Below are 23050 nucleotides of genomic sequence, written 5' to 3' on the forward strand. Positions count from 1 at the left end.
GACACCTCATTGAGCCACCCACGTAGCTAAGCGTCAGCCCGATGCGTGTTCCAGTGCGCCGCGAGCCACAACCGATGCTCTGGCCGCACATCGAAGACGAGCGGCTTGCCGTGCAGTTCGGCGTAGACCGGATAGGCATTCAACCCCGGGTCGGTGTCAAGCAAGCCCGTTTCCGGGTCGACGGCGATGCGCCCCTTATCAAACAGGGTGTGCAGGTCCCGGCGCAGCAGCAGGCCGCCGAAGTCGTGGTGTTCACCAGTTTCCGCGTAGCTGTACAGGTGCGCCGCTTCCAGCACTTCCGCGGGGGCAGGACCGCTGATGGCGCACTGCTCGCCCTGCTCGTCCAGCAGCGCGGCCCGAAACGCCGCCTGTCCGACCCGGGTGCGGACCTTCGCGAACCGGTGCCCGCCCACGATGGGCGTCCGCCGGTGGCGCTGGTTGGCCAGCCCGGACACGGCATCCGCGTTCAGCCGTCCGGTCGCCAGCAGCGCGTCCAGCAGCTTCTCCCAGCTGGTCGTACGCATGCTCAGCTGCGATCCCGGCGAGTCGCATAGGGCACGCAACTGCGGTCCGCCCAGCAGGCCGCGCCCGTCGACCCAGCGCCGGCCGTAGCGGGCCAGGTAGGTGGTGACCGGCTCGACCCGCTGCCCTGGTGTGTCGAAGGTGGCCTCGCACTGGTTGCAGCGGCAGGCCGGAGTCATCCGCACCCGCCGCTTGAAGTCGGCTTTCCTGCAGTGGGGGCAGAAGTACCGCGTCTTGTCCTCGGTTCCGGTCTCGATGGTGTCGATTGCCGAGACGCCGATCAGTTCTCGTTTGTCCCACAGTGCGACGACGTCTCCCACTGCCAGACGGGCGTGGTTGGGAACCGTGCTGTCCCAGCGGTAGTACTCGCGCGGGTTGTCCTCGTAGCCGTCGTTCCCGCCGTGCTGGCGGGCATCCCCCACGGCCAGCAGCAGCCACGCACTCGTCATCGTGCCCCCGTCCTCATCCCACAGACCGGGGCAGCCGCTCTCTCGGCAAAAGACCGCGGCTGCCCCACACCCCAGCTCACCAACAGAACTGGAGAGGTCAAGCATGACCCAACCCACTGACATCCGGCACCGGAGCGGCCAACTCCCGCGCCTGCTAGACGCGTTCTGCTGTCAGGGCGGTGCCGGCATGGGTTACCACCTGGCCGGCTTCGACGTCACGGGCGTCGACATCCACCCGCAGCCGCGCTACCCCTTCGCCTTCGTCCAAGCCGAAGCGGTCGCCTTCATCCGCGAGCACGGGGCCGAGTTCGACTTCATCCACGCCTCCCCGCCGTGCCAGCACCACAGCGACTGCCAGCGCATCCGCGGTAACCAGCATCCCGACCTGATCGCCCCCACCCGTGCCGCGCTGAAGTCGACGGGGCTGCCATGGGTGATCGAGAACGTCTCCGGCGCCGTACCCAAAATGCACGCCCCGGTGATGCTGTGCGGGGCCATGTACGGGCTGGCCACGTACCGACACCGGTACTTCGAGACTGGCAGCTGGCTGCTCCCGCAGCCAGAGCACCGCGCCCACCTAGTGCCGCAGGCCAAGATGGGCCGCCCCATCCCGCCCGGCCACTACGGCCAGTTCGTCGGCAACTTCTCCGGCGTCGGCCACGCACGCCGCGTGATGGGCGTGAAGTGGATGAACCGCGACGGCATCCGCGAATGTGTACCCCCCGCCTATACCCGGTGGCTCGGCACCCACGCCCTCGCGGCGCTGACCTGCGAGGCGGTGGCCACATGAGCGCGCGCGTGCTGCCGCTGAGGCGACCCAACGGCCTGCGCCTGCTGGACCTGTGCTGCGGCGCCGGGGGCCTGTCCATGGGCTACCACCTCGCCGGATTCGACGTCACCGGCGTCGACAACCGCCCGCAGCCCAACTACCCCTTCCCCTTCCACCAGACCGACGCCCTCACCTTCCCACTCGACGGCTTCGACCTGGTCCACGCCTCTTGGCCCTGCGAGCACTTCGCCAAGGTCACCGCCTGGCGCGGCAGCCGCGACAACCACCCCGACCTACTCACCCCCCGACGTGAACGATTCCAAGCCTCGGGGGTGCCGTGGGTCATCGAGAACGTGACCGAGGCTCCTCTGAGGCCGGACTACTTGCTGTGCGGCACCCAGTTCGGGCTCAGCATCCGCCGACACCGCGTCTTCGAAACGTCCTGGGGCGGCGGTGGAGATCTGATCCCGCCCTGCTGGCACCACAAGGGCCTGCTGGCGTTCGCGCACAAGGGCGAGCGCGCTTACGCGGACGCCATGGGCTGCACCTGGATGACCAACCTCGAAGCCCGCAAAGCCGTACCGCCCGCCTACTCCCACTGGATCGCCACCCAGTTCCTCGCCCTGCAAGGGAGGACCGCCGCATGACCCCATCCCCAACCCTGCTGGATGCTGCGCTGACGGCCGCCACGCGCGGCTGGCGTGTCCACCCGCTGCGCCCCGGCGGCAAGGCCTCAGCCCTGCACGGCGAACGCGCCTGCCCCCACATCGGCGAGTGCGCCGCCGACCACGTGAAGTGGGAACAGCGCGCCACCACCGACCCTGACCGCATCCGCGCCGCGTGGACGGCGGGCACGTTCAACGTCGGCATCGCTCCGGGCCCCTCCGGCCTGGTCGTCATCGACCTGGACGTGCCCAAGGAAGAGAAGCGGAAAGGCAGTTCGGCCGCGCCTGACGGCGCGACGTCCTTTTCGGCGCTCTGCGAGCGCGCCGAAGTGCCGTGGCCGACGACCTACACGGTGCGGACGCCCTCCGGCGGCCTGCACCTGTACTTCGCCACCCCGCCGGACATCCGCCTGCACAGCACCGCCCGCACCGTGGCCCCCAATATGGACACCCGCGCGTGGGGTGGCAACGTCGTCGCCGCGGGCAGCAGCACTCCGCAGGGCGCCTACATAGTGACCGACGACGTACCGGCAGCGGTTCTGCCCACCTGGCTGCTGCATCACCTCCAGACCCCTCCTCCACCGATCGTGGCAGCCGCCCCGCTCCTCATCCCGGGCCAGGCCACCCGCCGCGCCACGGCGGCCCTGGAACGCGAGACGGCCGCCGTCCGCGGCACTTCAGAGGGCGGCCGGAACAACCGGCTCTTGGCGGGCGCCCGCTCGCTGGGACGGTTCGTCGCCTGGGGCGAGATCCCCCGGGACGCGGTCGAGGAGGCTTTTCAGGCGGCCGGCGAGACGGCCGGACTGCCGACGGCCGAATGCCGCACCACCATCCGCAGCGCCCTGGACTGGTCCATCCGCACGTGCCGACCGAGGGAGGCCGTATGAGCCCCCAGCGCGGGCCTGAAAAGCCTCCCTACCTCAAGTCGGGGCGCCCGCGCCTGTCTCCGGCTGCCCCGGACGGCGGCCGTGGCACGAAGAGCGACGGCCGACAGGCCGTCCTTTCAGCCATTCCCCCCGGTCAGAACTCCAGCGATCCGTCCGCCGGTGACGGCCGGTACTTCGTGGCCTGGCTGCACATCTGCGCGCCGTACGGCGCCACGCCGACGGCCACTTCGACGTGCCTGTGTGGCCGCGACCGCAGCGCCGTCGGCCACCGCAAGGTGTTGGCCCTGATCGCTGACCACCAAACCCACCGCGACGAGTGCCCGCTCCGCACCACCCAGGAAAGGAGGAACGCCGCATGACCAGCACCACCACGCCTCCGCCGCCCATCGACGGCGCGGCCCTGCTCGATGAGGTCGAAGCGTTCCACCGCCGCTTCAACGTCTTCCCCACCGAAGCCGCGTACGTCGCCGTAGCCCTCTGGGATGCCCACGCGCACCTGATCGACGCGTTCGACGGCACCGCCCGCCTCGCGTTCCTCTCCCCTGAACCCGGATCGGGCAAGTCGCGCGCGCTGGAGATCGTGGAGACGCTCACCCCGAACGCCGCGATGACGGTCAACGCCTCCGCCAATGCGCTGTTCCGGCTGGTGGACGCCACCGAGGGCACGCCCACCCTGCTCTTCGACGAGATCGACACCGTCTTCGGCCCCAAGGCCGGCGACAACGAACCTGTGCGCGGCTTCTTGAACTCCGGCTACCGGCGCGGCGGGCAGGCGCTCCGCTGCGTCGGCGACGGCGCCAACCAGACCGCGGGATGGTTCTCGTCCTTCTGCGCCGTGGCCATGGCCGGACTCGGCTCCCTGCCCGACACGATCCTGACCCGCTCGGTCATCATCCGCATGCGCAAGCGCGCCCCCAACGAGAAGGTTGAGGGATACCGCCGCCGCACCCACGAGAAGCAGGGCCACGCGCTGCGAGACCGGCTCGCCGAGTGGGCCGACACCGTCCGCGAAGCCGTCGCAGAGGCTTGGCCGGAGATGCCGGATGGAGTCTCCGACCGCCCGGCGGACGTGTGGGAACCTCTGCTGGCCGTCGCCGATGCGGCTGGTGGGCACTGGCCCGAGCGGGCCCGCGCGGCCTGCCTTGAACTGGTCCACGCCACGCGAGGAGGCGAAGAAGCCTCACTCGGGATCCGGCTCCTGACCGACCTGCGCGACAAGGTGTTCTGCGGTGCGGACCGCATGCCGACCGCGGTCATCCTGGAATGCCTGCTGAACATGGACGACGCGCCCTGGGGCGATCTGGACGACAAGCCCATCAACTCGCGCACGCTGGCCAAGCTGTTGGGCCAGTACGTCACTTCGGCGAACAAACCGATCAAGCCCCGTGGCATCCGTACGACGTCCGGCACCTTCCCCAAGGGCTACTACGCCGAAGACCTGCACGACGCGTGGGAGCGGTACTGCCCGCCTCCCCCCGGAGAGTCCGCCACATCCGCCACGGCCGCCACAACGCAGGTCAACGACGGTGAGAGCGTGGCGGATCCGCCTTCCGACATCCGCCACACGCTCTCGGAAGCCGACACGCGCCGCTTGAAGAGCGTGGGCTGACCAGCACAGATGTCCAGTGCCGCCGCGCGACCGTGCGGCGGCATCCATCCGCCACATCACCGCCCACCGCCACGATTACAAGCCGCTGACCTGCGGTGTGGCGGTGTGGCGGACGTGGCGGATCCACAGAAGGGGCCGCAGACGGCCCCGGGAGGGGTGGCGCGGCCCCTTCCGCTGTCTGTTCCTCCTTCTGTCTTAGGAGATCTCAACATGGCCAGCCCTTCCCGTCGCCGGCGAGCGCCCAAGGACGAACTCCTGCCGCTGAGCGACGTACTGGAAGAGATCGGCATCACCCGCGCCACCTGGTACCGGTGGCGTAACCGCGGCATCGGGCCGGAAGCGCAGCGCACGCCCTCCGGCCGCATCTGTGTGCGCCGAAGTGTCCTGGACGCCTTCAAGGACGAATTGGAAGCCGCGTGACCGACTGGACCTACGACGTCAAGATCTGGACCATCCGCAAGCGTGAAGGCCGACGGAAGCCCTATCAACTCCGCTGGAAGGTGGGCGTCCGTCCGCATTCGGAGTCGTACCAGACCTCGGGCCTGGCGGACAGCCGCCGGGCCCAGCTCATCACAGCCCAGCGCGCGGGCGAGCCGTTCGACATGGACAGCGGTCTGCCGAAATCCCTGGTCGACAAGAACCGAGACATCTCGTGGTACGAGCACGCCCGGAACTACATCGAGATGAAGTGGGGTGACTCGCCCGGCAATACGAGACGGACGCTGGCGGAGGCCATGGCAACGGTGACGCCCGCGTTCGTGAAGGACACCAACGGGATGCCAGACACGAGAGCCGTCCGACGCGCCCTCTACAGCTGGGCGTTCAACAAGAACCGGTGGGATGAGGAGACCCCTGCCGACGTGGTCAAGACGCTGGATTGGTTCAAGCGCAAGTCGCTCCCCATGTCCGCGCTCTCCGACCGTCTTGTCGTACGCGCCGCTCTGAGCGCTCTGTCGAAGAAGCTGGACGGTACGACCGCAGCAGCGGGGACGATCAGTCGAAAGCGCGCGATCTTCTACAACTCTCTCGAATTCGCGGTCGACGCCGAACTGATCAGTGACAACCCGTTGGACCGGATCAAGTGGACGGCACCCGAGCAGGTCGTAGAGGAGGTGGATCCGGAGTGCGTGCCGAACCCCGCCCAAGCGGCCCAGCTCTTGGCCGCTGTGCGCGATCAGAGCCAGCGTGGTCGCCGTCTCGTGGCGTTCTTCGGATGCATGTACTACGCGGCTGCACGGCCGGCTGAAGTCATCGGACTGCGGGTCGGGGACTGCGACCTACCCCGCCGCGGGTGGGGCCTGCTCCGGCTCCGTGAGACCCGCCCGCGCTCCGGCACTGCCTGGACGGACAGCGGGGAGGCACACGAGAAGAGGGGGCTGAAGCATCGCCCACGCAAGGCAGTGCGGCGCGTGCCGATCCCCCCAGAGCTGGTGGCGCTGCTGCGATGGCATCTCACCGCGTACGGCACGGCGACCGACGGGCGGGTCTTCCAGACGATGCGCGGTGGACTGGTCCAGGACACCGGATACGGCGAGGTCTGGGCTGAGGCTCGCTCGCGGGCCCTGACCCCGACAGAGTTCGAGTCGGTGCTGGCCAAGCGGCCGTATGACCTTCGCCACGCGGCGGTGTCCACCTGGCTCAGTTCGGGAGTCGAACCTCAGCTCGTGGCTGAGCGCGCCGGCCACAGCGTGGCCGTCCTGTTCCGGGTCTACGCCAAGTTCCTCAGCGACGGAGACGAGGCCGCGAACGCCAAAATCTCGGTTCGTCTCGGACAGCAGAGCTGACGGGCCAAGATCTGGTCCACGTCTGGTCCACACGGTTCGAGATGAGGCGTTCGAACGCGAGACAGCACGAGACAGTACCTTGATCGTCAAGGCGCACGACAAAGGCCCCCGACCTGCTTAAACAGCAGGTCGGGGGCCTTTGTTTTCCGTGTGGCGGCGCCAGGATTCGAACCTGGGAAGGCTGAGCCGGCAGATTTACAGTCTGCTCCCTTTGGCCGCTCGGGCACACCGCCGGGGTTGCTGCCGTTCGAACCGCTTTTCGGCGGTGCTCCGTGGCAACGACGTAAACAATACCCGATGCCGAGGGGTGCTTCGCCACCCGATTGATCTGCGCTCGGGCGACCACGGGTAGCTAGGCTTGTCCGGATGCGGCCCGGGTTCACGCCGGGCTCGGCGGCCACCCCCACGCCCGCCGATACGCACCCCACACGCACCCCGATACAAGGAGCCACAGGACATGGCCGACTCCAGTTTCGACATCGTCTCGAAGGTCGAGCGGCAGGAGGTCGACAACGCCCTCAACCAGGCCGCCAAGGAGATCTCGCAGCGCTACGACTTCAAGGGCGTGGGTGCCTCGATCTCGTGGTCCGGTGACAAGATCCTGATGGAGGCGAACTCCGAGGACCGCGTCAAGGCCGTCCTCGACGTCTTCCAGTCCAAGCTGATCAAGCGTGGGATCTCGCTGAAGGCGCTCGACGCCGGTGAGCCGCAGCTGTCCGGCAAGGAGTACAAGATCTTCGCTTCGATCGAGGAGGGCATCTCCCAGGAGAACGCGAAGAAGGTGGCGAAGATCATCCGCGACGAGGGCCCCAAGGGCGTCAAGGCCCAGGTGCAGGGTGACGAGCTGCGCGTCAGCTCGAAGAGCCGTGACGATCTGCAGGCCGTGATCGCCCTCCTGAAGGGCAAGGACTTCGACTTCGCGCTGCAGTTCGTGAACTACCGGTAGGACGCCTGCCGACAGGCAGGACGGTCGTACGAGAAAGGGTGGGCACCCGTCGGTGCCCACCCTTCTCGCCTGCTGGCTGCGGTCCGGGGGTGTGCTCTGCCGTGCTCAGTTGCGCGAGTTGCCGAACAGGATGCGGTAGGCGACCAGGAGGACGAGCGAGCCGCCGATCGCCGCGGCCCATGTCGCTCCGTCGTAGAAGTCCTTGGTGATCGGATGGTCCAGCCAGCGGGCCGAGATCCAGCCGCCGATGAACGCGCCCGCGATGCCGATGAGCGTCGTGCCGATGAAGCCGCCCGGGTCGCGGCCCGGCAGCAGGAACTTGGCGATGGCCCCGGCCAACAGCCCCAGGATGATCCAGCTGATGATCGTCATGCCGAGAACCTGCCCCTTCACGCTGTGCTTGCACTGTCCGAACGGTGAGATTTCGGTGCGGACAGGCTGTGCATCTCTTGACGTTCGCCCGTGCTGCGCCGCGTGCGCCGTCCGGCCTGAGCTGCCTGAATCGCCTGTACTGCTCGTACGGCCCGTGCGTCGCGCGCTTGTCGTGCTCTGTTGATGGACAGGACGTCACGATGGCACTCCTCGGTTGCAGGGATCAGTAGGGTTCGGGCCATGACACAGCCCGGTTCCGCCGCCGAACTGCGCCGCACCCTGGGGGTCGGGGACGCCGTGGTCATCGGGCTCGGCTCGATGATCGGGGCAGGCATCTTCGCCGCCCTGGGTCCCGCCGCACGCGCGGCCGGCTCGGGGCTGCTGCTCGGCCTCGCGGTCGCCGCCGTGGTCGCGTACTGCAACGCCACGTCCTCGGCCCGGCTGGCCGCGCTGTATCCGGCCTCCGGCGGCACGTATGTGTACGGGCGCGAGCGGCTCGGGGCGTTCTGGGGTTATCTCGCGGGCTGGTCGTTCGTGGTCGGGAAGACGGCCTCCTGTGCGGCGATGGCGCTCACCGTGGGCGCGTACGCCTGGCCGGCTCAGGCGCACGCCGTGGCGGTCGCGGCCGTGGTGGCGCTGACCGCGGTGAACTACGGCGGAATCCAGAAGTCCGCCTGGCTGACTCGGGCGATCGTGGCGGTGGTGCTCGCTGTCCTCGCTTGCGTGGTGGTCGTGTGTCTGGGGTCCGGGGCGTCCGACGCCGGGCGCCTGGACGTCGGGACCTCGGGCGGCGTGGGCGGAGTGTTGCAGGCGGCCGGCCTGCTGTTCTTCGCCTTCGCGGGGTACGCGCGTATCGCGACCCTGGGCGAGGAGGTACGGGATCCGGCGCGCACCATCCCTCGCGCGATCCCCCTGGCTCTGGGCATCGCGTTGGCCGTGTACGTGTGTGTGGCGGTGGCTGTCCTTTCCGTGCTGGGGGCCGACGGTCTCGGGCGCGCGGGTGCTCCGCTGGCCGACGCGGTGCGGACGGCCGGGGTGCCGGGGCTGGTGCCGGTGGTGCGGGTGGGCGCTGCCGTGGCCGCGTTGGGCTCGCTGCTCGCCCTGATCCTGGGCGTCTCGCGCACGACGCTGGCCATGGCCCGCGACCGGCATCTGCCCGGCGCGCTCTCGGCCGTGCATCCGCGTTTCCAGGTGCCGCACCGGGCCGAACTGGCCGTGGGTGCGGTGGTCGCCGCCCTGGCCGCCACGGTGGACGTCCGGGGCGCGATCGGGTTCTCCTCCTTCGGTGTGCTGGCGTACTACGCCGTGGCCAACGCCTCGGCCTGGACGCTGAGTTCGGCTCCGGCCACGCGGGTGCTGCCGGCCCTGGGGCTGGCCGGGTGCCTGGTGCTGGCGTTCTCGCTGCCGGGGGTCTCGGTGGTCGTGGGGGCCGGGGTACTGGCAGTGGGTGTGTTGGCGTACGGCTTGCGGCGGTGGGTGACCGGGAGACGGCGGGCGTAGGGCGCCGTGCTCCGCGAGGCGGTCCAGCACTCCACGGGCCGGCCCGGCCGTGCCCGCCTGCACGGGCGAGCGGTAGGGCGCGACGCCGTACAACTCCGTCGCCCGCAACGCCGTACGAGATGGACCGCGTCCGTCAGGACGCCTGTGCCTGTGTCGTGCGTATGCGGAAGTCGTCCCAGGGCGGCAGGTCCATGCCCTCGTTGGTCTCCTCGTACCAGCCCGTGCCGGTTGTCCAGGTGTGCAGCCAGTCGGTGAGGCTCGGGGCGTCGACGTACCAGGCGTGGTCGGCTTGGCCCGCGTTCGGCTCGAAGAGCAGGACGGGGGCTTCCGGGGTGTGACAGTCCACGCACGCGTACATCGCGCAGCCCCAGTGGGATATCGGCAGGACTCCCTCGGGCCAGGGCCATTCGGGGTCCTGGAGGGCGTCGGCGCGGTTGGTGAGGTACTGGACGACGGCGGCGGGCTCTCCGGCGGGTGGGCTGTCCAGCAGGGGCAACAGGCCGTACTCCGGGCCGAATCCGCCGTCGCCTATCCGTAGGTACAGCTCGGCGAGCAGCGGGGGCAGGGGGAATCCCAGGGTGGCCTCGGCGCGGGCCAGGGTGGCCGCGTCGACGGGCGCGGGAAGGGAAGTCCAGCCCCATGGGCGGGTGTTGCGTGCCTTGGCGGCCACCCGTGCCAGCAACTGCTCGTTCTCGGTCATGGGTTCATGATGCAAGCCGCCACTGACAACCGGGACAGCCTGTGGACAACCGCCTGTGGACAACCCCCGCAGGGCTGGTCAGCGCGTTGCGAACGGCTGGTCCGTCGGCACGATCTCGCGGCCGAGCGGCAGCAGCGAGACCGGGATCAGCTTGAAGTTGGCGATGCCGAAGGGGATTCCGATGATCGTGATGCACAGCACGATCCCGGTGACGATGTGCGTGAGCGCCAGCCACCAGCCGGCCAGGACCAGCCACAGGACGTTGCCGATGCAGGAGGGGGCTCCGGCGTCGTGGCGCTCGACCGTCGTGTACCCGAAGGGCCACAGGGCGTAGATGCCGATGCGGAACGCCGCGATGCCGAACGGGATGCCGATGATCGTGATGCAGAGGATGACGCCCGCGGCGAGGTACCCGAGGAACAGCCAGAAGCCGCTCAGGATGAGCCAGATGATGTTCAGGATGGTTTTCACTGGGGGCGACCTGCCATCTTCTCGAGCCGGGCGATGCGTTCCGCCATCGGCGGGTGCGTCGAGAACATCTTGGACAGTCCCTGGCCGGGACGGAAGGGGTTCGCGATCATCATGTGGCTCGCGGTCTCGATGCGCGGCTCGGGCGGCAACGGGAGCTGCTTGGTGCCCGCTTCGAGCTTGCGCAGCGCGCCGGCGAGGGCGAGCGGGTCGCCCGTCAGCTGGGCGCCGGACGCGTCGGCCTCGTACTCTCTGGAACGGCTGATGGCGAGTTGGATGAGAGTCGCCGCGAGCGGGCCCAGGATCATGATGAGCAGCATGCCCAGAATTCCGGGGCCGTCATCGTCGTCGGAGCGGCCGATCGGGATCAGCCAGGCGAAGTTGACCAGGAACATGATCACGGAGGCGAGCGCGCCGGCCACCGACGAGATGAGGATGTCGCGGTTGTAGACGTGACTGAGCTCGTGACCGATGACGCCGCGCAGTTCGCGCTCGTCCAGGATGCGCAGGATGCCTTCCGTGCAGCACACGGCGGCGTTGCGCGGATTGCGGCCCGTGGCGAAGGCGTTGGGCGCCTCCGTCGGGGAGATGTACAGGCGGGGCATGGGCTGGCGGGCCTCGGTGGAGAGCTCGCGGACCATGCGGTAGAGGGCGGGGGCCTCGAATTCGCTCACCGGGCGCGCGCGCATCGCGCGTAGCGCCAGTTTGTCGCTGTTCCAGTACGCGTACGCGTTCGTGCCCAGTGCGACGAGAACCGCTACGACGAGCCCCATGCGGCCGAAGAAACTGCCGATGACGATGATGAGGGCGGACAGTCCTCCGAGGAGTACTGCGGTCCTTAGCCCGTTGTGCCGGCGGTGCACGGTACGCCCTCCAAATCGTGCAGCAGGGGAACCCTTTGCTTGCGGTCTTGCTTGCTTTCTCCGGTGCCACTGGTGCCGTGGTGTCACATCCAGTGGACCCTCCCGTACTGGTCAACGCCAGGCGAGGACCACTAGTTCCCTTGTGCGTACGGCCGCAGGGGTGGGCCGGCCGGGTGACGGGCCGGGGCGAGCGCTCAGAAGAGCCCGGTGTCGGCGAAGCGCAGGACGAGCTGGGGTGCTCCGGAGAGAGCGATGCCGGCGACACCGGTGAGCGTGATCGCCGCCGTGAGGGGCGCCGGGAGGCGGTGCGCGACGGCGTCGCCCTCGGGGGCGCGGAACAGCAGGGCGGTCCACTGGAGGTAGTAGAAGAGCGCGATCACCACATTGACGGCCATGATCACGGCCAGCCAGCCGAGGCCCGCGTCGACGGCCGCCGAGAAGACGGTGACCTTGGCGAACAGGCCGATGATGCCCGGCGGCAGTCCGGCCAGGCAGAGCAGGAAGAAGGCCATCAGGAGGGCGGCGAGCGGGTTCGTCGCGTACAGGCCGCGGTAGTCGGTGATGCGGTTCGCGGCCTTCGTACGGCCCACCAGTGCGGCCACCGCGAACGCGCCGAGGTTCACGGCGCCGTACATGAGGGCGTACGCGACCGTGGAGCCGATGGAGTGCTCGGCGTCGTCGGAGTAGGCGGCCGCGGCGATCGGTACGAGGAGGTAGCCGGCCTGGCCCACGGAGGACCAGGCGAGCAGGCGTACCGCGCTGTACGCGCGCGTGGCCTGCTGGCGCAGGGCGCCGACGTTGCCGACCGTCATGGTGAGCGCGGCCAGCGCCGCCAGTGCGGGGCCCCAGACGTCGGCGTACGACGGGAAGGCGACGACGGTGACGAGAATCAGGCCGGAGAAGCCGACCGCCTTGCCGACGACCGACAAGTAGGCGGCGATCGGGAGGGGCGCGCCCACATAGGTGTCGGGCACCCAGAAGTGGAAGGGCACGGCGGCCGTCTTGAAGGCGAAGCCGACGAGGGTGAGGACGACGCCGGTCTGGGCGAGCGTGTGCAGTTGTCCGTCGACGTGCTGGATGCGGTCGGCGACCTGGGTGAGGTACAGGGTGCCTGTGGAGGCGTACACGAAGCTGATGCCCATGAGGCTGACGGCTGTCGCGGTGACCGACGACAGGAAGAACTTCAGAGCGGCTTCGGAGGACTTCCTGTCGCCGTACCGGAGGCCTACGAGGGCGAAGGCGGGCAGGGAGGCAACCTCCAGGGCGACGATCAGGGTCGCCAGGTCCCGGGAGGCGGGCAGAAGGGCCGCGCCGGCCGCGGAGGAGAGCAGGAGGAACCAGTACTCCCCTTCAGGGAGTTTCTTGCTCTCGTCCTTGAGGGCCGTCACCGACAGGAGGGCGGCGAGGAGGGCTCCGCCGAGGACCAGGAACTGCATGACCAGGGTGAAGCGGTCCGCGGTGTAGCTGCACGCGTGCGTGCTCACGCAGAAGGTGCTGCGGTCGCCGTCCAGCAACGGCAGGAGCAGCAACGCCGCCGCGGCCAGGCCCGCCACGGAGACCCAGCCGAGGAGGGGCTTGCGCGCCTCCGGTACGAACAGGTCGGCGACGAGGACGACGAGCCCCACGACCGCGGCGAGGGTGGGCGGCGCGACGGCCGTCCAGTCGACGGACTGGACGAGGTACAGGGCGGGCGCCTGGGCCAGGGAGCTCATCGGGTGCCTCCTGCGAGGAGCTGCTGCACGGCCGGGTCGGTCAGGCCGAGGAGGGCCTTGGGCCACAGCCCGGCGACGACGGTGAGGGCGACGAGCGGCGTCCAGGCCGCGAACTCGTAGGTGTGCACGTCCGCGAGCTGCGGCGCTTCCTGCGGTACGGCGCCCATGCAGACGCGGCGGACCACGACGAGCATGTACGCGGCCGTGAGGAGGGTGCCGAAGGCCGCGATCGCCATGAAGGTGAGGAAGGCGGGACGGCTGAGGTCTTCGGCCGGTCTGAACGCTCCGAACAGCGCGAGCATCTCGCCCCAGAACCCGGCCAGACCCGGCAGGCCCAGGGAGGCGACCGCGCCGAAGGCGAGCAGGCCGCCGAGGCGGGGGGCCTTGCCGTAGAGCGCGGCGCCGGTCTCCTCGGCGAGGGTGTCCAGGTCGGTCGTGCCCGTGCGGTCCTTGAGGGCGCCGACCAGGAAGAACAGGAGGCCGGTGATGAGGCCGTGGGCGATGTTGGCGAACAGGGCGCCGTTCACGCCGGTCGGGGTCATCGTGGCGATGCCGAGCAGGACGAAGCCCATGTGGCCGACGGAGGAGTACGCGATGAGGCGCTTGAGGTCGCCCTTCGCGCCCTGCTTGGCGAGGGCCAGGCAGGCCAGTGATCCGTAGATGATCCCGACGACGGCGAAGGCGGCGAGGTAGGGCGCGAAGGTGTGGAAGCCGTCCGGCGCGATGGGCAGAAGGATCCGGACGAAGCCGTACGTACCCATCTTCAGCAGGACGCCGGCCAGCAGGACCGAGCCGACGGTCGGCGCGGCGGTGTGGGCGTCCGGCAGCCAGCTGTGCAGGGGCCACATCGGCGTCTTGACCGCGAGCCCGATCCCGATCGCGAGAACGGCGATGACCTGCACGGATGTGGTCAGCGACCGGCCGTTGTCAGTGGCGAGTGCCACCATGTCGAATGTGCCCGCCTTGATCCCGATCAGGAGCAGGCCGAGCAGCATGACGACTGAACCGAGCAGCGTGTAGAGGATGAACCGCCAGGCGGCCTGGGTCCTGCCCTCGCCGCCCCAGCGGGCGATGAGGAAGTACATCGGGATGAGGACCATCTCGAACGCGAGGAAGAACAGCAGCAGATCGAGGACGGCGAAGCTCGCGAGGGTGCCGGACTCGAGGACCAGCAGCAGTGCGACGAAGGCCTTCGGGGTCGGGCCCGCGGGCATCTTGAAGTACGTGTAGAGCGCGCAGAGGAAGGTCAGCAGCGCGGTCAGGACCACCAGGGGGAGGGAAATGCCGTCGATGCCGAGGTGGATGCGCACGTCGAGTGCGGGGATCCAGCTGATGTCGGTCGTGGCCTGCATCCTCGACGGATGGTCGTGGTCGAAGCCGAGTGCCAGGACGATCGCGGCGATGAGGACCGCGCCGGTCACGGTCACGCCGTGCCGCAGCACGGCCTGCTCGGGTGACTTCCCCTTCAGCCCGGGCGGGGCGGGCAGGAGAGCGGCGGCGGCACCGAGAAGCGGCACCACGACGACGAATGCCAGAAGGAACTGCATCACGGACTCGCTGATATCGATCACGCCTGCTCACGCTCCCGTGGCGACGAGGAGGGCGGCGACCGCCAGGACGACGGTGCCGGCGAGCAGCGCGCTCACATAGGTCTGCACATTGCCGGTCTGGGCGCGCCGGACGGCGGCCCCGAGCAGGCGGGGCAGGGCGCCCGCGCCGCGCACGTAGGTCTCCACGACCTCGCGGTCGAGGAAACGGACGAGGCTCGCTCCGGCCTGGACCGGGCGGACGAACAGGGCCGCGTACACGGCGTCGAGGTGGAATCCGACGGCCGCGTGCCGGTGCAGTGGACCGAGCAGCAGCCGCCCGGGATCGGACGGGTCGGGCGCGTAGGCCACGTCGCCGTACACGGGCGCGTGGCTGGCGATCGCCTCGGCCTCGACCAGTCCGGCGTCCCCCTCGGGATGGGCCGCGACCGCCCCCAGCGGGGCGCGGGCCGCGAGGGCGGAGGTGTGCCGCCAGGCCGCGTAGGTGACGAGGCCGCCGACCAGGGCGACACCCGTGCCGAGTACGGAGGTGGTGAGCGTCGGGGTGAGGTCGTGGCCGTCGAACCAGTCGGGCAGCGAGCGGTAGGCGAACCCGCCGAGCGCGAGGGACGGCACGGCGAGCACCCACAGCACCACGGTCATCGTCAACGGCTGACGACCGTGGTCGGCGGCCTCGACGCCCTGGCCGTGGAAGGCCAGCAGCCACAGGCGCGTCGCGTACGCGGCCGTGAGTACGGCGGTGAGCAGGCCGGCGACGAGGGTGATCCAGCCCGCGGCACCGGGGGCGTGCCCGGTGTGGCCGGTGGCCACGTGTTCGGCGGCGCCGAGGACGGACTCCTTGGAGAAGAAGCCGCTGAAGGGCGGGATCGCGGCGAGCGCGAGGAGCGCCACGGTCATCGTCCAGTACGCGTCCGGGATGCGGTCGCGCAGGCCGTGCATGCGGGACATGGCGGCCAGTGAGTTGGTGCCGGCGGCGTGGATGACCACGCCGGCCGCGAGGAACAGCAGCGCCTTGAAGGCGCCGTGGGACAGGAGGTGGAAGACGGCGGCTGAGCGGTCGCCCACGGCGAGGGCGCCGGTCATGTAGCCGAGCTGGCCGATCGTCGAGTAGGCGAGGACGCGCTTGATGTCGTCCTGCGCGAGGGCGGCGAGTCCCGAGCCGAGCATCGTGACGGCGGCCATCACCGCGAGGACCACCATCGCGGCCCGGGAGGCCTCGAAGACCGGGAGGAGACGAGCGACGAAGTAGACGCCGGCGGCGACCATGGTCGCCGCGTGGATGAGCGCGGAGACCGGGGTGGGACCCGCCATCGCGTCGGGAAGCCAGGTGTGCAGCGGGAACTGCGCCGACTTGCCTGCCACGCCCGCCAGGAGCAGCAGGGCGATCAGGGTCGGGTGGTCGAGTCCGCCGTGCGCGACGGCACCCAGGATCGTCGTGATGCGGAAGGAACCGGTGTCGGTGGCGAGGGCGAACAGGCCGATGAGGAAGGGGACGTCACCGAGCTTGGTCACCAGGAAGGCCTTGATGGAGGCGGCGCGCGCCTCCGGGGTCTCCCAGTAGTGGCCGACCAGGAAGTACGAGCAGATGCCCATGATCTCCCAGCCGACCAGCAGCACGATCAGGTCGCCGGAGTAGACGACGAGCAGCATCGCGGAGGTGAAGAGGGAGACGAGAGCGGCGTACGAGGGGTAGCGCGGGTCGTCGCGCAGGTAGCCCGTCGAGTAGATCTGCACGCAGGTGGCGACGAGACCGACCAGGACGGCGACGAGGGCGGCGAAGCCGTCGATGTGCAGGGCGAGTTCGACCGGCACCGAGCCGGTGGGGGTGAGCTCGGTGTGGGCGTCGACGGCCTGGTCACCGCCCTGGCGTACGGCGACCAGGGCGGCCAGCACGAGGGCGGTGAGGGTCGGCAGGACGGCGAGCGGGCGGACGAACCCGGGGGCCGTACGACCGAGCAGCAGTCCGGCGGCAGCCCCCAGGAACGGCAGGAGGGGTACGAGGACGGCGAGGGTGGTCGTGGTCACGCGGCGGCCTCAGCCTTCCCGGCCCGGTCGGCCTGCGCGGCCGCGGCGTCGCTGTCGGGGCCGTCGGCCTCGGGCCCCTCGGCGGTGTCGCGGAGCTTGTCGATGTCCGAGGTGCCGCGGTTGCGGTGGACGGCGAGGACGATCGCCAGACCGATGCCGATCTCGGCGGCGGCGATGGCGATGGTGAACAGGGTCAGGGCCTGGCCGGAGTGCAGGGTGTCCTGGGCGGCCTCGCTGAGCCAGACGTCGAAGGCGACCAGGTTCAGGTTCACGGCGTTGAGCATCAACTCGACCGACATGAGGACGAGGATCGCGTTGCGGCGGGCGAGGACTCCGTACAGGCCCGTGCAGAAGAGGAGGGCGGCCAGGACGGCGGGATAGGCGAGGTGCATCAGGGGGCGCCTTCCTGCTTGGCGGGGCCGGTGGCGGGTTCGGCCGGGCTGCTGCCGGGTTCAGCCCCGTCGGCAGCGGCTTCAGCCGGGCCGCTGCCGGGTTCAGTCGGAACGCTGGTGACGTCAGCCGGACCACTGGCGACTTCAGCCAGGTCGGTGGCGGTCTCGGCCGAGCCGGTGGGCTTGGGCTTGGCCGGGCTGGCGGGCTTGACCTGGCTGGCGGGCTTGGGCACGGCCGGGCCGGTGGTATTGGCCGGGCTGATCGCCTTGACCGGGCTCGTCGCATTGGCCTGGCTCGTGGCCACGGCCGAACCGGTGGCCTTGCCGGGGCTGGTCGCCTCGACCGGATCAGTTCCCGAAACCGAACCTTTTCGCCCGATCGAGTGATTACGGGAATTCGGGACGGTTGGGGAACCACCGGGCGTGGCCCGGGAGTTCACAGGGGGAGAGCTCGACTCCGCCTTCGCCTTGCGGGACAGGACGATCGCCCCGACCAGGGCCGCGAGGAGGAGGACGGAGAGGGCCTCGAAGGGGAGCACCCAGTTCTGGAACAGGCTCGCTCCGGTGACGGCGGTGGAGCCGGCGGCCGGGCCGTCCAGGTCGATCCAGGTGGTGCGGAAGGCGTCGACGACGACCCAGACCAGGGCCGCCGCGGCGGCGACGGCCACGGTGAGCGCGGCCCAGCGGTTGCCGGAGTCGGCGTCCGGGGAGCGGCCGATGGGGGCCTTGGTGAGCATCAGACCGAACAGGAGGAGGACGACGACGGAACCGACATAGATGAGGACCTGCACCCAGGCGATGAACTCGGCCGTGAGCAGGAGGTATTCGACGGCGAGGCCACCGAGGGCGACAACCAGCCACAGGGCGGCGTGCACCAGCTGCCGGGTGGTGACGGTGACGAGGGCGGCGCCGAAGGTGACCAGGCCGACGAGGAGGAAGGCGATCTCGACACCGGTCGGGGAGAGGAAGCCGTGGGTCTCGGCGGCAGCGCCGGTGAGGGCGGTGTGGGCGGTGTGGGCGGGCGCTGCGGCGGTGACTCCGGCGACGGCCGCTGTGGCTACGGCGAGGGTCACGACGCGTCCCCCTCGGATGTGTCCGGCCCGGACTGCGGGTGGGTTGGACCGGGCTGCGGCTCGGCCGGTCCGGAGCTCGGGTTGGCCTGTCCGGTCGAGGGCCCTGGCTGCGGGTCGGTCGGTGCCGCCGGAGATTCGGACTGTGCCTCGGTCGGTCCCGCCGGGGATCCAGACTGCGACTCGGCCGACCCCGCCGACGATCCAGACTGCGACTCGGCCGCTCCCGCCGGGGCCGTGGACTGCGGCTTGGCCGCTCCCGTCGGGGAGCCGGACCGTGCCCGGCCCTGCTCCGTCTGCGTTGCCGCCAGCTTGTCGGCGGTCTTGCGGGCGGCGGCGATCTCCTTGGGTTCCTCCGCGCCGGGGTCGAGGGCGGGCGGGGCCGGCACGGTCCACATCCACTCGCGGAGCTTGTCGCGTTCGTGGGTGAGATCGCGGATGTCGGTCTCGGCGTACTCGAACTCCGGGGACCAGAACAGGGCGTCGAAAGGACAGACCTCGATGCAGATACCGCAGTACATGCACAGGGAGAAGTCGATGGCGAAGCGGTCGAGGACATTGCGGCTGCGCTCGCGGCCGCCGGGCGTGACCGCCGGGATCGTCTCCTTGTGGGAGTCGATGTAGATGCACCAGTCCGGGCACTCCCGGGCGCAGAGCATGCAGACCGTGCAGTTCTCCTCGAACAGGCCGATGACACCGCGGGTGCGGGGCGGGAGGTCGGGCTGCATCTCGGGGTACTGATCGGTGACCGTCTTCCTGGTCATCGTGCGGAGGGTGACGGCCAGGCCCTTGGCCAGGCCGGCGCCGGGGATGGGGGCCACGGTTACTGGATCACCACCTTGACGATGCCGGTGAGGGCGATCTGAGCGAGAGAGAGGGGGACGAGGAGGGTCCAGGAGAGCTTCTGCAACTGGTCCTCGCGCAGGCGGGGGTAGGTGACGCGGAGCCAGATCACGACGAAGGCCAGGACGGCGGTCTTCAGCAGGGTCCAGACCCAGCCGAGGCCGTCGGCGCCCCAGGGCCCGTGCCAGCCGCCCAGGAAGAGGACGGTGGTCAGGCCGCACAGGACGACGATTCCGGCGTACTCGGCGAGGAGGAACAGGGCGAAGCGCAGTCCGGTGTACTCGGTGTAGGCGCCGAAGATGATCTCCGAGTCGGCGACGGGCATGTCGAAGGGCGGGCGCTGGAGTTCGGCGAGGCCGGCGACGAAGAAGACGATCGCGCCGACGATCTGCCAGGGCAGCCACCACCACTCGAAGGCGTCGAGGATGCCGGGGAGGGAGACCGTGCCGGCCGCCATGGCGACGGAGGCGGCGGTGAGGAGCATGGGGAGTTCGTAGGCGAGGAGCTGGGCGGCGGTGCGGAGGCCGCCGAGAAGGGAGAACTTGTTGGCGCTGGCCCAGCCGGCCATGAGGGAGCCGAGGACGCCTACGCCCATCACCGCGAGGACGAAGAAGATGCCGGCGTCCAGGACCTGGCCGACGGCGCCCTCGCCGGGGCCGATGGGGATGGCGAGCAGGACGATCAGGTACGGGAGGAGGGCGACCGCGGGGGCTAGCTGGAAGATGCGGCGGTCGGCGCCGGCCGGTACGACGTCTTCCTTCTGGGCGAACTTCACGCCGTCGGCGACGAGTTGGGCCCAGCCGTGGAAGCCGCCGGCGTACATCGGGCCGAGGCGGCCCTGCATGTGAGCCATGACCTTGTGTTCGGTCTGGCCGACGATCAGGGGGAAGGTGAGGAAGACGACGAAGACGATCAGGAGTCGCAGGGTGACGTCGAGCGCGTCGTTCACTGCGGGCCTCCTGAGGGGTTGTCGGGGTTGGGTCGGGTGGGTGTGTCAGAGGTGGGGCCGTCGGAATCCGTGGCGGCCTCGGAGTCGGCAGGCTGCTCGGAGTCGGCAGGCTGCTCGGAGTGGGCAGGATGCTCGGATTCCGACTCCTGCCCGGACTCCGGCCGCGACTCAGACTCCGGCCGCGGCTCGGACTCCGACAGCGGCTCGGACTCCGGCTCCGGCTCGGGAGCAGGAGCGGAGGCCGCTTCCGGGTCGAGCTGCTCCGGTGCCGGGGGCTTCGACCCGGTCCGCTCGGCAGAAGCGGACGGTTTGGGCGCTGGGCTCTCCGACGTGCGCTCCTCGACAGCGGGCCGTTCAGTCACCGGCTGCTCGGCCGCAGGCTGCTCGGCCACTCCCTCCGGCTGGTCGGGCTCGGGCCTCTCCACTGCCCCTTGCTCTTGCTCTTGCTGAGACGCGAGTTGCTCAGGCGCAGACTGCCCGGGGGCTGAAGCCGGCGTCGGCTGCTCGGTTTCCGGCTCGGGCGATTCCTCGGTTGGGCGTGTGTCAGGGCCGGGTCGAGGTTCGGGTTCGTCGAAGGCCGGGCGGGCGTGGTGCCACGGCGCGTCCGAGCTGCGCGGGGCGGTACGCGCCTTCGGCGGGGGCGTGCTTCCTGCACCTGGGGACGCGGTGTCCGCGCCCTTGTCGTCGGCAGACGGTTCCGCAGCGGACGCGGCCCGCTGGCTCGCGGAGCCCTGCGACGCCGTACGCGCCCGTCGGGACCCAGCCGCCGGAGCGGACGCCGCCTGCTGGCCGGCGGCCCCCTCGGCAGCCGACCGCACACGCCGCGGCCCAGCCCCCGAGGCACCCTCGGTACCCCCCTGACTGGCCGAGCCTTCGGCCGCGGATCGGGCCCGCCGAGCAGCCACCGAAGCATCCCCGGACGCCGCAGCCCCCGTCTGGCTCACCGAACCTTCAGCAGCCGACCGAGCGCGCCGAGCCGCGCCCGGAGTCGCCGCAGCCCCAGCTCCGGTCGTCCCCGTCTGCTCCTCCGGCTCCCCCGCTGCCGTCTGGCTCGCCGAGCCTTCCGCCGCGGATCGGGCCCGCCGGGCAGCTACCGGAGCGTCCCCGGACGTCCCCGCCGCCGCCTGACTCGCCGAACCCTCCGCCGCCGACCGAGCCCGCCGTACCGGACGTTCGCCCGCCGCGCGGGCAGGGCGCTCTCCCGCCGCGCGGGCCGTTGCTCGCGCCGGGCGGGCAGGGGCTGTGGGGAGTTGGCCCTTCAGGGGGCCCCATTCGTTGGGGTCGGGTACGCCTGGGGGGAGCATCTGGCGGCGTTTGGGGGCGCCGTGGTCCGACTCGCCCGGTTCCTTGGCGCCGGGCCAGGCCTTGGCCACGCGGGCCGCGAGGACGAAGTCCTTGCGGAGGGGGTGGCCTTCGAAGTTCTCCGGGAGGAGGAGGTGGTCCAGGGACGGGTGGCCCTCGAAGGTCACGCCGAACATTTCGTGGGTCTCGCGTTCGTGCCAGGCCGCACCGGCGTAGACGTCGACGGCGGACGGCAGGGTCGGCGCCTCGTGCGGGACCGTCGTGCGGAGCAGGAGGCGGCGGACCGGGGAGAGGGCGACGACGTGCGCCGAGACGCGGAAGCCCGTGCCCGGTTCGTCGACCGCGCTCAGCCAGTCGAAGTAGGTGCAGGAGAGGGTGGTGCGTGCCGTCTCCAGGGACGTGATCCAGGAGGCGGGCGGGACGTCGACCGTCAGGACCTCGTACGACTCCTCGGCCGTGGCCTCCGTACCGAACAACTCCTCGACAGGGGCGGGAAGCCAGCCCACCGTGCCACCCGCCGTGCCGCCCGCCGCGCCCTCCGCCGCGCCGTTCATCGCCCCTCCTCGGAAGGAGACGTAGGAGGAGACGCGGGTGGAGACGCAGGCGTGCCGTTGGCCGGCGTCGGGCCCTTCACCAGGCCACTCTGCAGCGCCCCCACCGAAGGTCGGCCCGCCGCCACCCCGTACCGCTCCCCCAGCGACTCCCGGGCGATCTTCTCCTGGAGCTTCAGGATTCCCTGGAGGAGGGCCTCGGGGCGTGGCGGGCAGCCCGGGACGTACACGTCCACCGGGATGATCTGGTCGACGCCCTTGGTGACGGAGTACGAGTCCCAGTACGGGCCGCCGCAGTTGGAGCAGGCGCCGAAGCTGATGACGTACTTCGGTTCCGGCATCTGCTCGTACAGGCGCTTGACCGCGGGGGCCATCTTGTCCGTGACCGTGCCCGAGACCACCATCAGGTCGGCCTGGCGCGGGCCCGGCGCGAAGGGGATGACGCCGAGGCGGATGAAGTCGTGGCGGGCCATCGACGCGGCGATGAACTCGATCGCGCAGCAGGCGAGGCCGAAGTTGAAGACCCAGAGGGAGTACCGGCGGCCCCAGTTGAGGATGACCTTCATCGGCTCGGGGGCGAGGCGGGCCAGGGCGCCCAGGCGTTTCGGTTCCGGCAGGAACACCTGTTCCGTCGGCTGCCCATGGGGGTCTGGCGTCGTCACATCCATGCCAGGACGCCCTTCTTGTACGCGTACAGCAGGCCCACGGCCAGGAAGCCGAGGAAGATGAACATCTCGACGAGGGTCGTCGCGCCGTAACCCGGGTCGGCGAAGACCGTCGCCCAGGGGAACAGGAAGATCGAGTCGACGGCGAAGACGACGTACAGGAAGGCATAGACGTAGTAGCGGACCTGGGTGTGGGCCCAGCCCTCGCCGACGGGGTCGACCCCGCACTCGTACGTCAGGAGCTTCTCGGGCGTGGGTACCACCGGCCGCAGCAGTCGGCCCGCGCCGAAGGCGACGGCGACGAAGAGCACGCCGACGACGGCGAGCAGTCCGACGACCGAGTACGACTGGAAGTAGCCCGCCGCGCCGACGACGGTCGGTTCCCGCACGTCCGTCCCCTCACTCGCAGCTGTTTCGATGGTCTGTACGCAGACGATCTGTACGCACGGGAGTCTAGGCC

General features: G+C 70.2%; 23 protein-coding genes, 1 tRNA gene and 1 pseudogene. 9 read left to right on the forward strand and 16 right to left on the reverse strand.

Annotation, left to right across the window (positions count from 1 at the left end):
• Positions 1 to 26 precede the first annotated feature (26 nt).
• On the reverse strand, positions 27 to 971 hold the full coding sequence (locus MQP27_RS34940; protein ID WP_242772706.1) for an HNH endonuclease signature motif containing protein: 945 nt from the start codon (positions 969 to 971) through the stop codon (positions 27 to 29).
• 103 nt (positions 972 to 1074) lie between these two features.
• Here MQP27_RS34940 and MQP27_RS34945 point away from each other — a divergent pair, with 103 nt between their 5' ends.
• The 7 genes from MQP27_RS34945 (at position 1075) to MQP27_RS34975 (ending at position 6685) form a co-directional block, all read left to right on the forward strand.
• Entirely contained in the window at positions 1075 to 1761 is a 687-nt protein-coding gene (locus MQP27_RS34945) for a DNA cytosine methyltransferase (protein ID WP_242772708.1), read from the forward strand.
• Positions 1758 to 2387 (forward strand): class I SAM-dependent methyltransferase, encoded by a 630-nt coding sequence (locus MQP27_RS34950; protein WP_242772711.1) that lies wholly within the window; start codon positions 1758 to 1760, stop codon positions 2385 to 2387. The genes MQP27_RS34945 and MQP27_RS34950 overlap by 4 nt, the downstream gene beginning before the upstream one ends.
• Positions 2384 to 3292: a bifunctional DNA primase/polymerase gene (locus MQP27_RS34955; protein ID WP_242772714.1), complete on the forward strand. Its 909-nt coding sequence runs from the start codon at positions 2384 to 2386 to the stop codon at positions 3290 to 3292. The genes MQP27_RS34950 and MQP27_RS34955 overlap by 4 nt, the downstream gene beginning before the upstream one ends.
• Positions 3289 to 3651 (forward strand): hypothetical protein, encoded by a 363-nt coding sequence (locus MQP27_RS34960; protein ID WP_242772717.1) that lies wholly within the window; start codon positions 3289 to 3291, stop codon positions 3649 to 3651. The genes MQP27_RS34955 and MQP27_RS34960 overlap by 4 nt, the downstream gene beginning before the upstream one ends.
• On the forward strand, positions 3648 to 4901 hold the full coding sequence (locus MQP27_RS34965) for a DUF3631 domain-containing protein (RefSeq protein WP_242772719.1): 1254 nt from the start codon (positions 3648 to 3650) through the stop codon (positions 4899 to 4901). Before MQP27_RS34960 ends, MQP27_RS34965 begins: the two co-directional genes overlap by 4 nt.
• 210 nt (positions 4902 to 5111) lie before the next feature.
• On the forward strand, positions 5112 to 5321 hold the full coding sequence (locus MQP27_RS34970; RefSeq protein WP_242772721.1) for a helix-turn-helix transcriptional regulator: 210 nt from the start codon (positions 5112 to 5114) through the stop codon (positions 5319 to 5321).
• On the forward strand, positions 5318 to 6685 hold the full coding sequence (locus MQP27_RS34975; RefSeq protein WP_242772723.1) for a tyrosine-type recombinase/integrase: 1368 nt from the start codon (positions 5318 to 5320) through the stop codon (positions 6683 to 6685). The genes MQP27_RS34970 and MQP27_RS34975 overlap by 4 nt, the downstream gene beginning before the upstream one ends.
• A 151-nt stretch (positions 6686 to 6836) precedes the next feature.
• On the opposite strand, the gene MQP27_RS34980 is transcribed toward MQP27_RS34975, so the two are convergent.
• A tRNA-Tyr gene (locus tag MQP27_RS34980) sits at positions 6837 to 6918 on the reverse strand.
• A 224-nt stretch (positions 6919 to 7142) separates the two neighbouring features.
• Between MQP27_RS34980 and MQP27_RS34985 the strand changes: the two genes are divergently transcribed.
• Positions 7143 to 7631, forward strand: a complete 489-nt coding sequence (locus MQP27_RS34985) for a YajQ family cyclic di-GMP-binding protein (RefSeq protein WP_019756392.1) — start codon at positions 7143 to 7145, stop codon at positions 7629 to 7631.
• A gap of 105 nt (positions 7632 to 7736) precedes the next feature.
• Here MQP27_RS34985 and MQP27_RS34990 read toward each other — a convergent pair whose 3' ends face one another.
• Positions 7737 to 8003, reverse strand: coding sequence for a GlsB/YeaQ/YmgE family stress response membrane protein (locus tag MQP27_RS34990; RefSeq protein ID WP_242772725.1), 267 nt, complete (start codon positions 8001 to 8003; stop codon positions 7737 to 7739).
• Between the two features lie 240 nt (positions 8004 to 8243).
• Between MQP27_RS34990 and MQP27_RS34995 the strand changes: the two genes are divergently transcribed.
• Positions 8244 to 9503 (forward strand): APC family permease, encoded by a 1260-nt coding sequence (locus MQP27_RS34995; protein ID WP_242772727.1) that lies wholly within the window; start codon positions 8244 to 8246, stop codon positions 9501 to 9503.
• 133 nt (positions 9504 to 9636) lie between these two features.
• Here the strand turns inward: MQP27_RS34995 and MQP27_RS35000 are convergent, their stop codons facing one another.
• The 13 genes and pseudogenes from MQP27_RS35000 to MQP27_RS35060 form a co-directional block, all read right to left on the reverse strand.
• Positions 9637 to 10203 (reverse strand): SMI1/KNR4 family protein, encoded by a 567-nt coding sequence (locus tag MQP27_RS35000; RefSeq protein ID WP_242772730.1) that lies wholly within the window; start codon positions 10201 to 10203, stop codon positions 9637 to 9639.
• Positions 10204 to 10281: 78 nt separating this feature from the next.
• The gene (locus tag MQP27_RS35005) at positions 10282 to 10674 is read right to left on the reverse strand and encodes a YccF domain-containing protein (RefSeq protein ID WP_242772732.1); all 393 of its coding nucleotides are present in this window, start codon (positions 10672 to 10674) and stop codon (positions 10282 to 10284) included.
• Positions 10671 to 11534 (reverse strand): zinc metalloprotease HtpX, encoded by an 864-nt coding sequence (gene htpX, locus MQP27_RS35010; RefSeq protein WP_242772735.1) that lies wholly within the window; start codon positions 11532 to 11534, stop codon positions 10671 to 10673. The genes MQP27_RS35005 and htpX overlap by 4 nt, the downstream gene beginning before the upstream one ends.
• A 194-nt stretch (positions 11535 to 11728) precedes the next feature.
• Complete coding sequence (locus tag MQP27_RS35015) at positions 11729 to 13246, reverse strand: NADH-quinone oxidoreductase subunit N (RefSeq protein WP_242772738.1); 1518 nt, start codon at positions 13244 to 13246, stop codon at positions 11729 to 11731.
• Positions 13243 to 14817 carry a complex I subunit 4 family protein gene (locus MQP27_RS35020; protein WP_242772740.1) on the reverse strand — a complete coding sequence of 525 codons (1575 nt, stop codon included), beginning with the start codon at positions 14815 to 14817 and terminating at the stop codon, positions 13243 to 13245. The genes MQP27_RS35015 and MQP27_RS35020 overlap by 4 nt, the downstream gene beginning before the upstream one ends.
• A 6-nt stretch (positions 14818 to 14823) precedes the next feature.
• Positions 14824 to 16818, reverse strand: a complete 1995-nt coding sequence (locus MQP27_RS35025) for an NADH-quinone oxidoreductase subunit 5 family protein (protein WP_242772742.1) — start codon at positions 16816 to 16818, stop codon at positions 14824 to 14826.
• Complete coding sequence (nuoK, locus tag MQP27_RS35030) at positions 16815 to 17210, reverse strand: NADH-quinone oxidoreductase subunit NuoK (RefSeq protein ID WP_242772743.1); 396 nt, start codon at positions 17208 to 17210, stop codon at positions 16815 to 16817. The genes MQP27_RS35025 and nuoK overlap by 4 nt, the downstream gene beginning before the upstream one ends.
• Before the next feature lie 308 nt (positions 17211 to 17518).
• Positions 17519 to 18283, reverse strand: a pseudogene (locus tag MQP27_RS51760) (NADH-quinone oxidoreductase subunit J family protein); the annotation flags it as partial.
• Positions 18280 to 19101, reverse strand: coding sequence for a NuoI/complex I 23 kDa subunit family protein (locus tag MQP27_RS35040; protein WP_242772744.1), 822 nt, complete (start codon positions 19099 to 19101; stop codon positions 18280 to 18282). The pseudogene MQP27_RS51760 and the gene MQP27_RS35040, both read right to left, overlap by 4 nt.
• A gap of 2 nt (positions 19102 to 19103) precedes the next feature.
• Positions 19104 to 20072, reverse strand: coding sequence for a complex I subunit 1/NuoH family protein (locus MQP27_RS35045; protein WP_242772745.1), 969 nt, complete (start codon positions 20070 to 20072; stop codon positions 19104 to 19106).
• Positions 20069 to 21928: an NADH-quinone oxidoreductase subunit C gene (locus tag MQP27_RS35050; RefSeq protein WP_242772746.1), complete on the reverse strand. Its 1860-nt coding sequence runs from the start codon at positions 21926 to 21928 to the stop codon at positions 20069 to 20071. The genes MQP27_RS35045 and MQP27_RS35050 overlap by 4 nt, the downstream gene beginning before the upstream one ends.
• Complete coding sequence (locus MQP27_RS35055) at positions 21925 to 22593, reverse strand: NADH-quinone oxidoreductase subunit B (protein ID WP_242772747.1); 669 nt, start codon at positions 22591 to 22593, stop codon at positions 21925 to 21927. Before MQP27_RS35055 ends, MQP27_RS35050 begins: the two co-directional genes overlap by 4 nt.
• Positions 22584 to 23009: an NADH-quinone oxidoreductase subunit A gene (locus MQP27_RS35060; protein WP_372511394.1), complete on the reverse strand. Its 426-nt coding sequence runs from the start codon at positions 23007 to 23009 to the stop codon at positions 22584 to 22586. Before MQP27_RS35060 ends, MQP27_RS35055 begins: the two co-directional genes overlap by 10 nt.
• Positions 23010 to 23050 lie beyond the last annotated feature (41 nt).

The sequence above is a fragment of the Streptomyces cylindrosporus genome (assembly GCF_022698165.1).
Taxonomy (GTDB): Bacteria; Actinomycetota; Actinomycetes; order Streptomycetales; family Streptomycetaceae; genus Streptomyces; species Streptomyces cylindrosporus.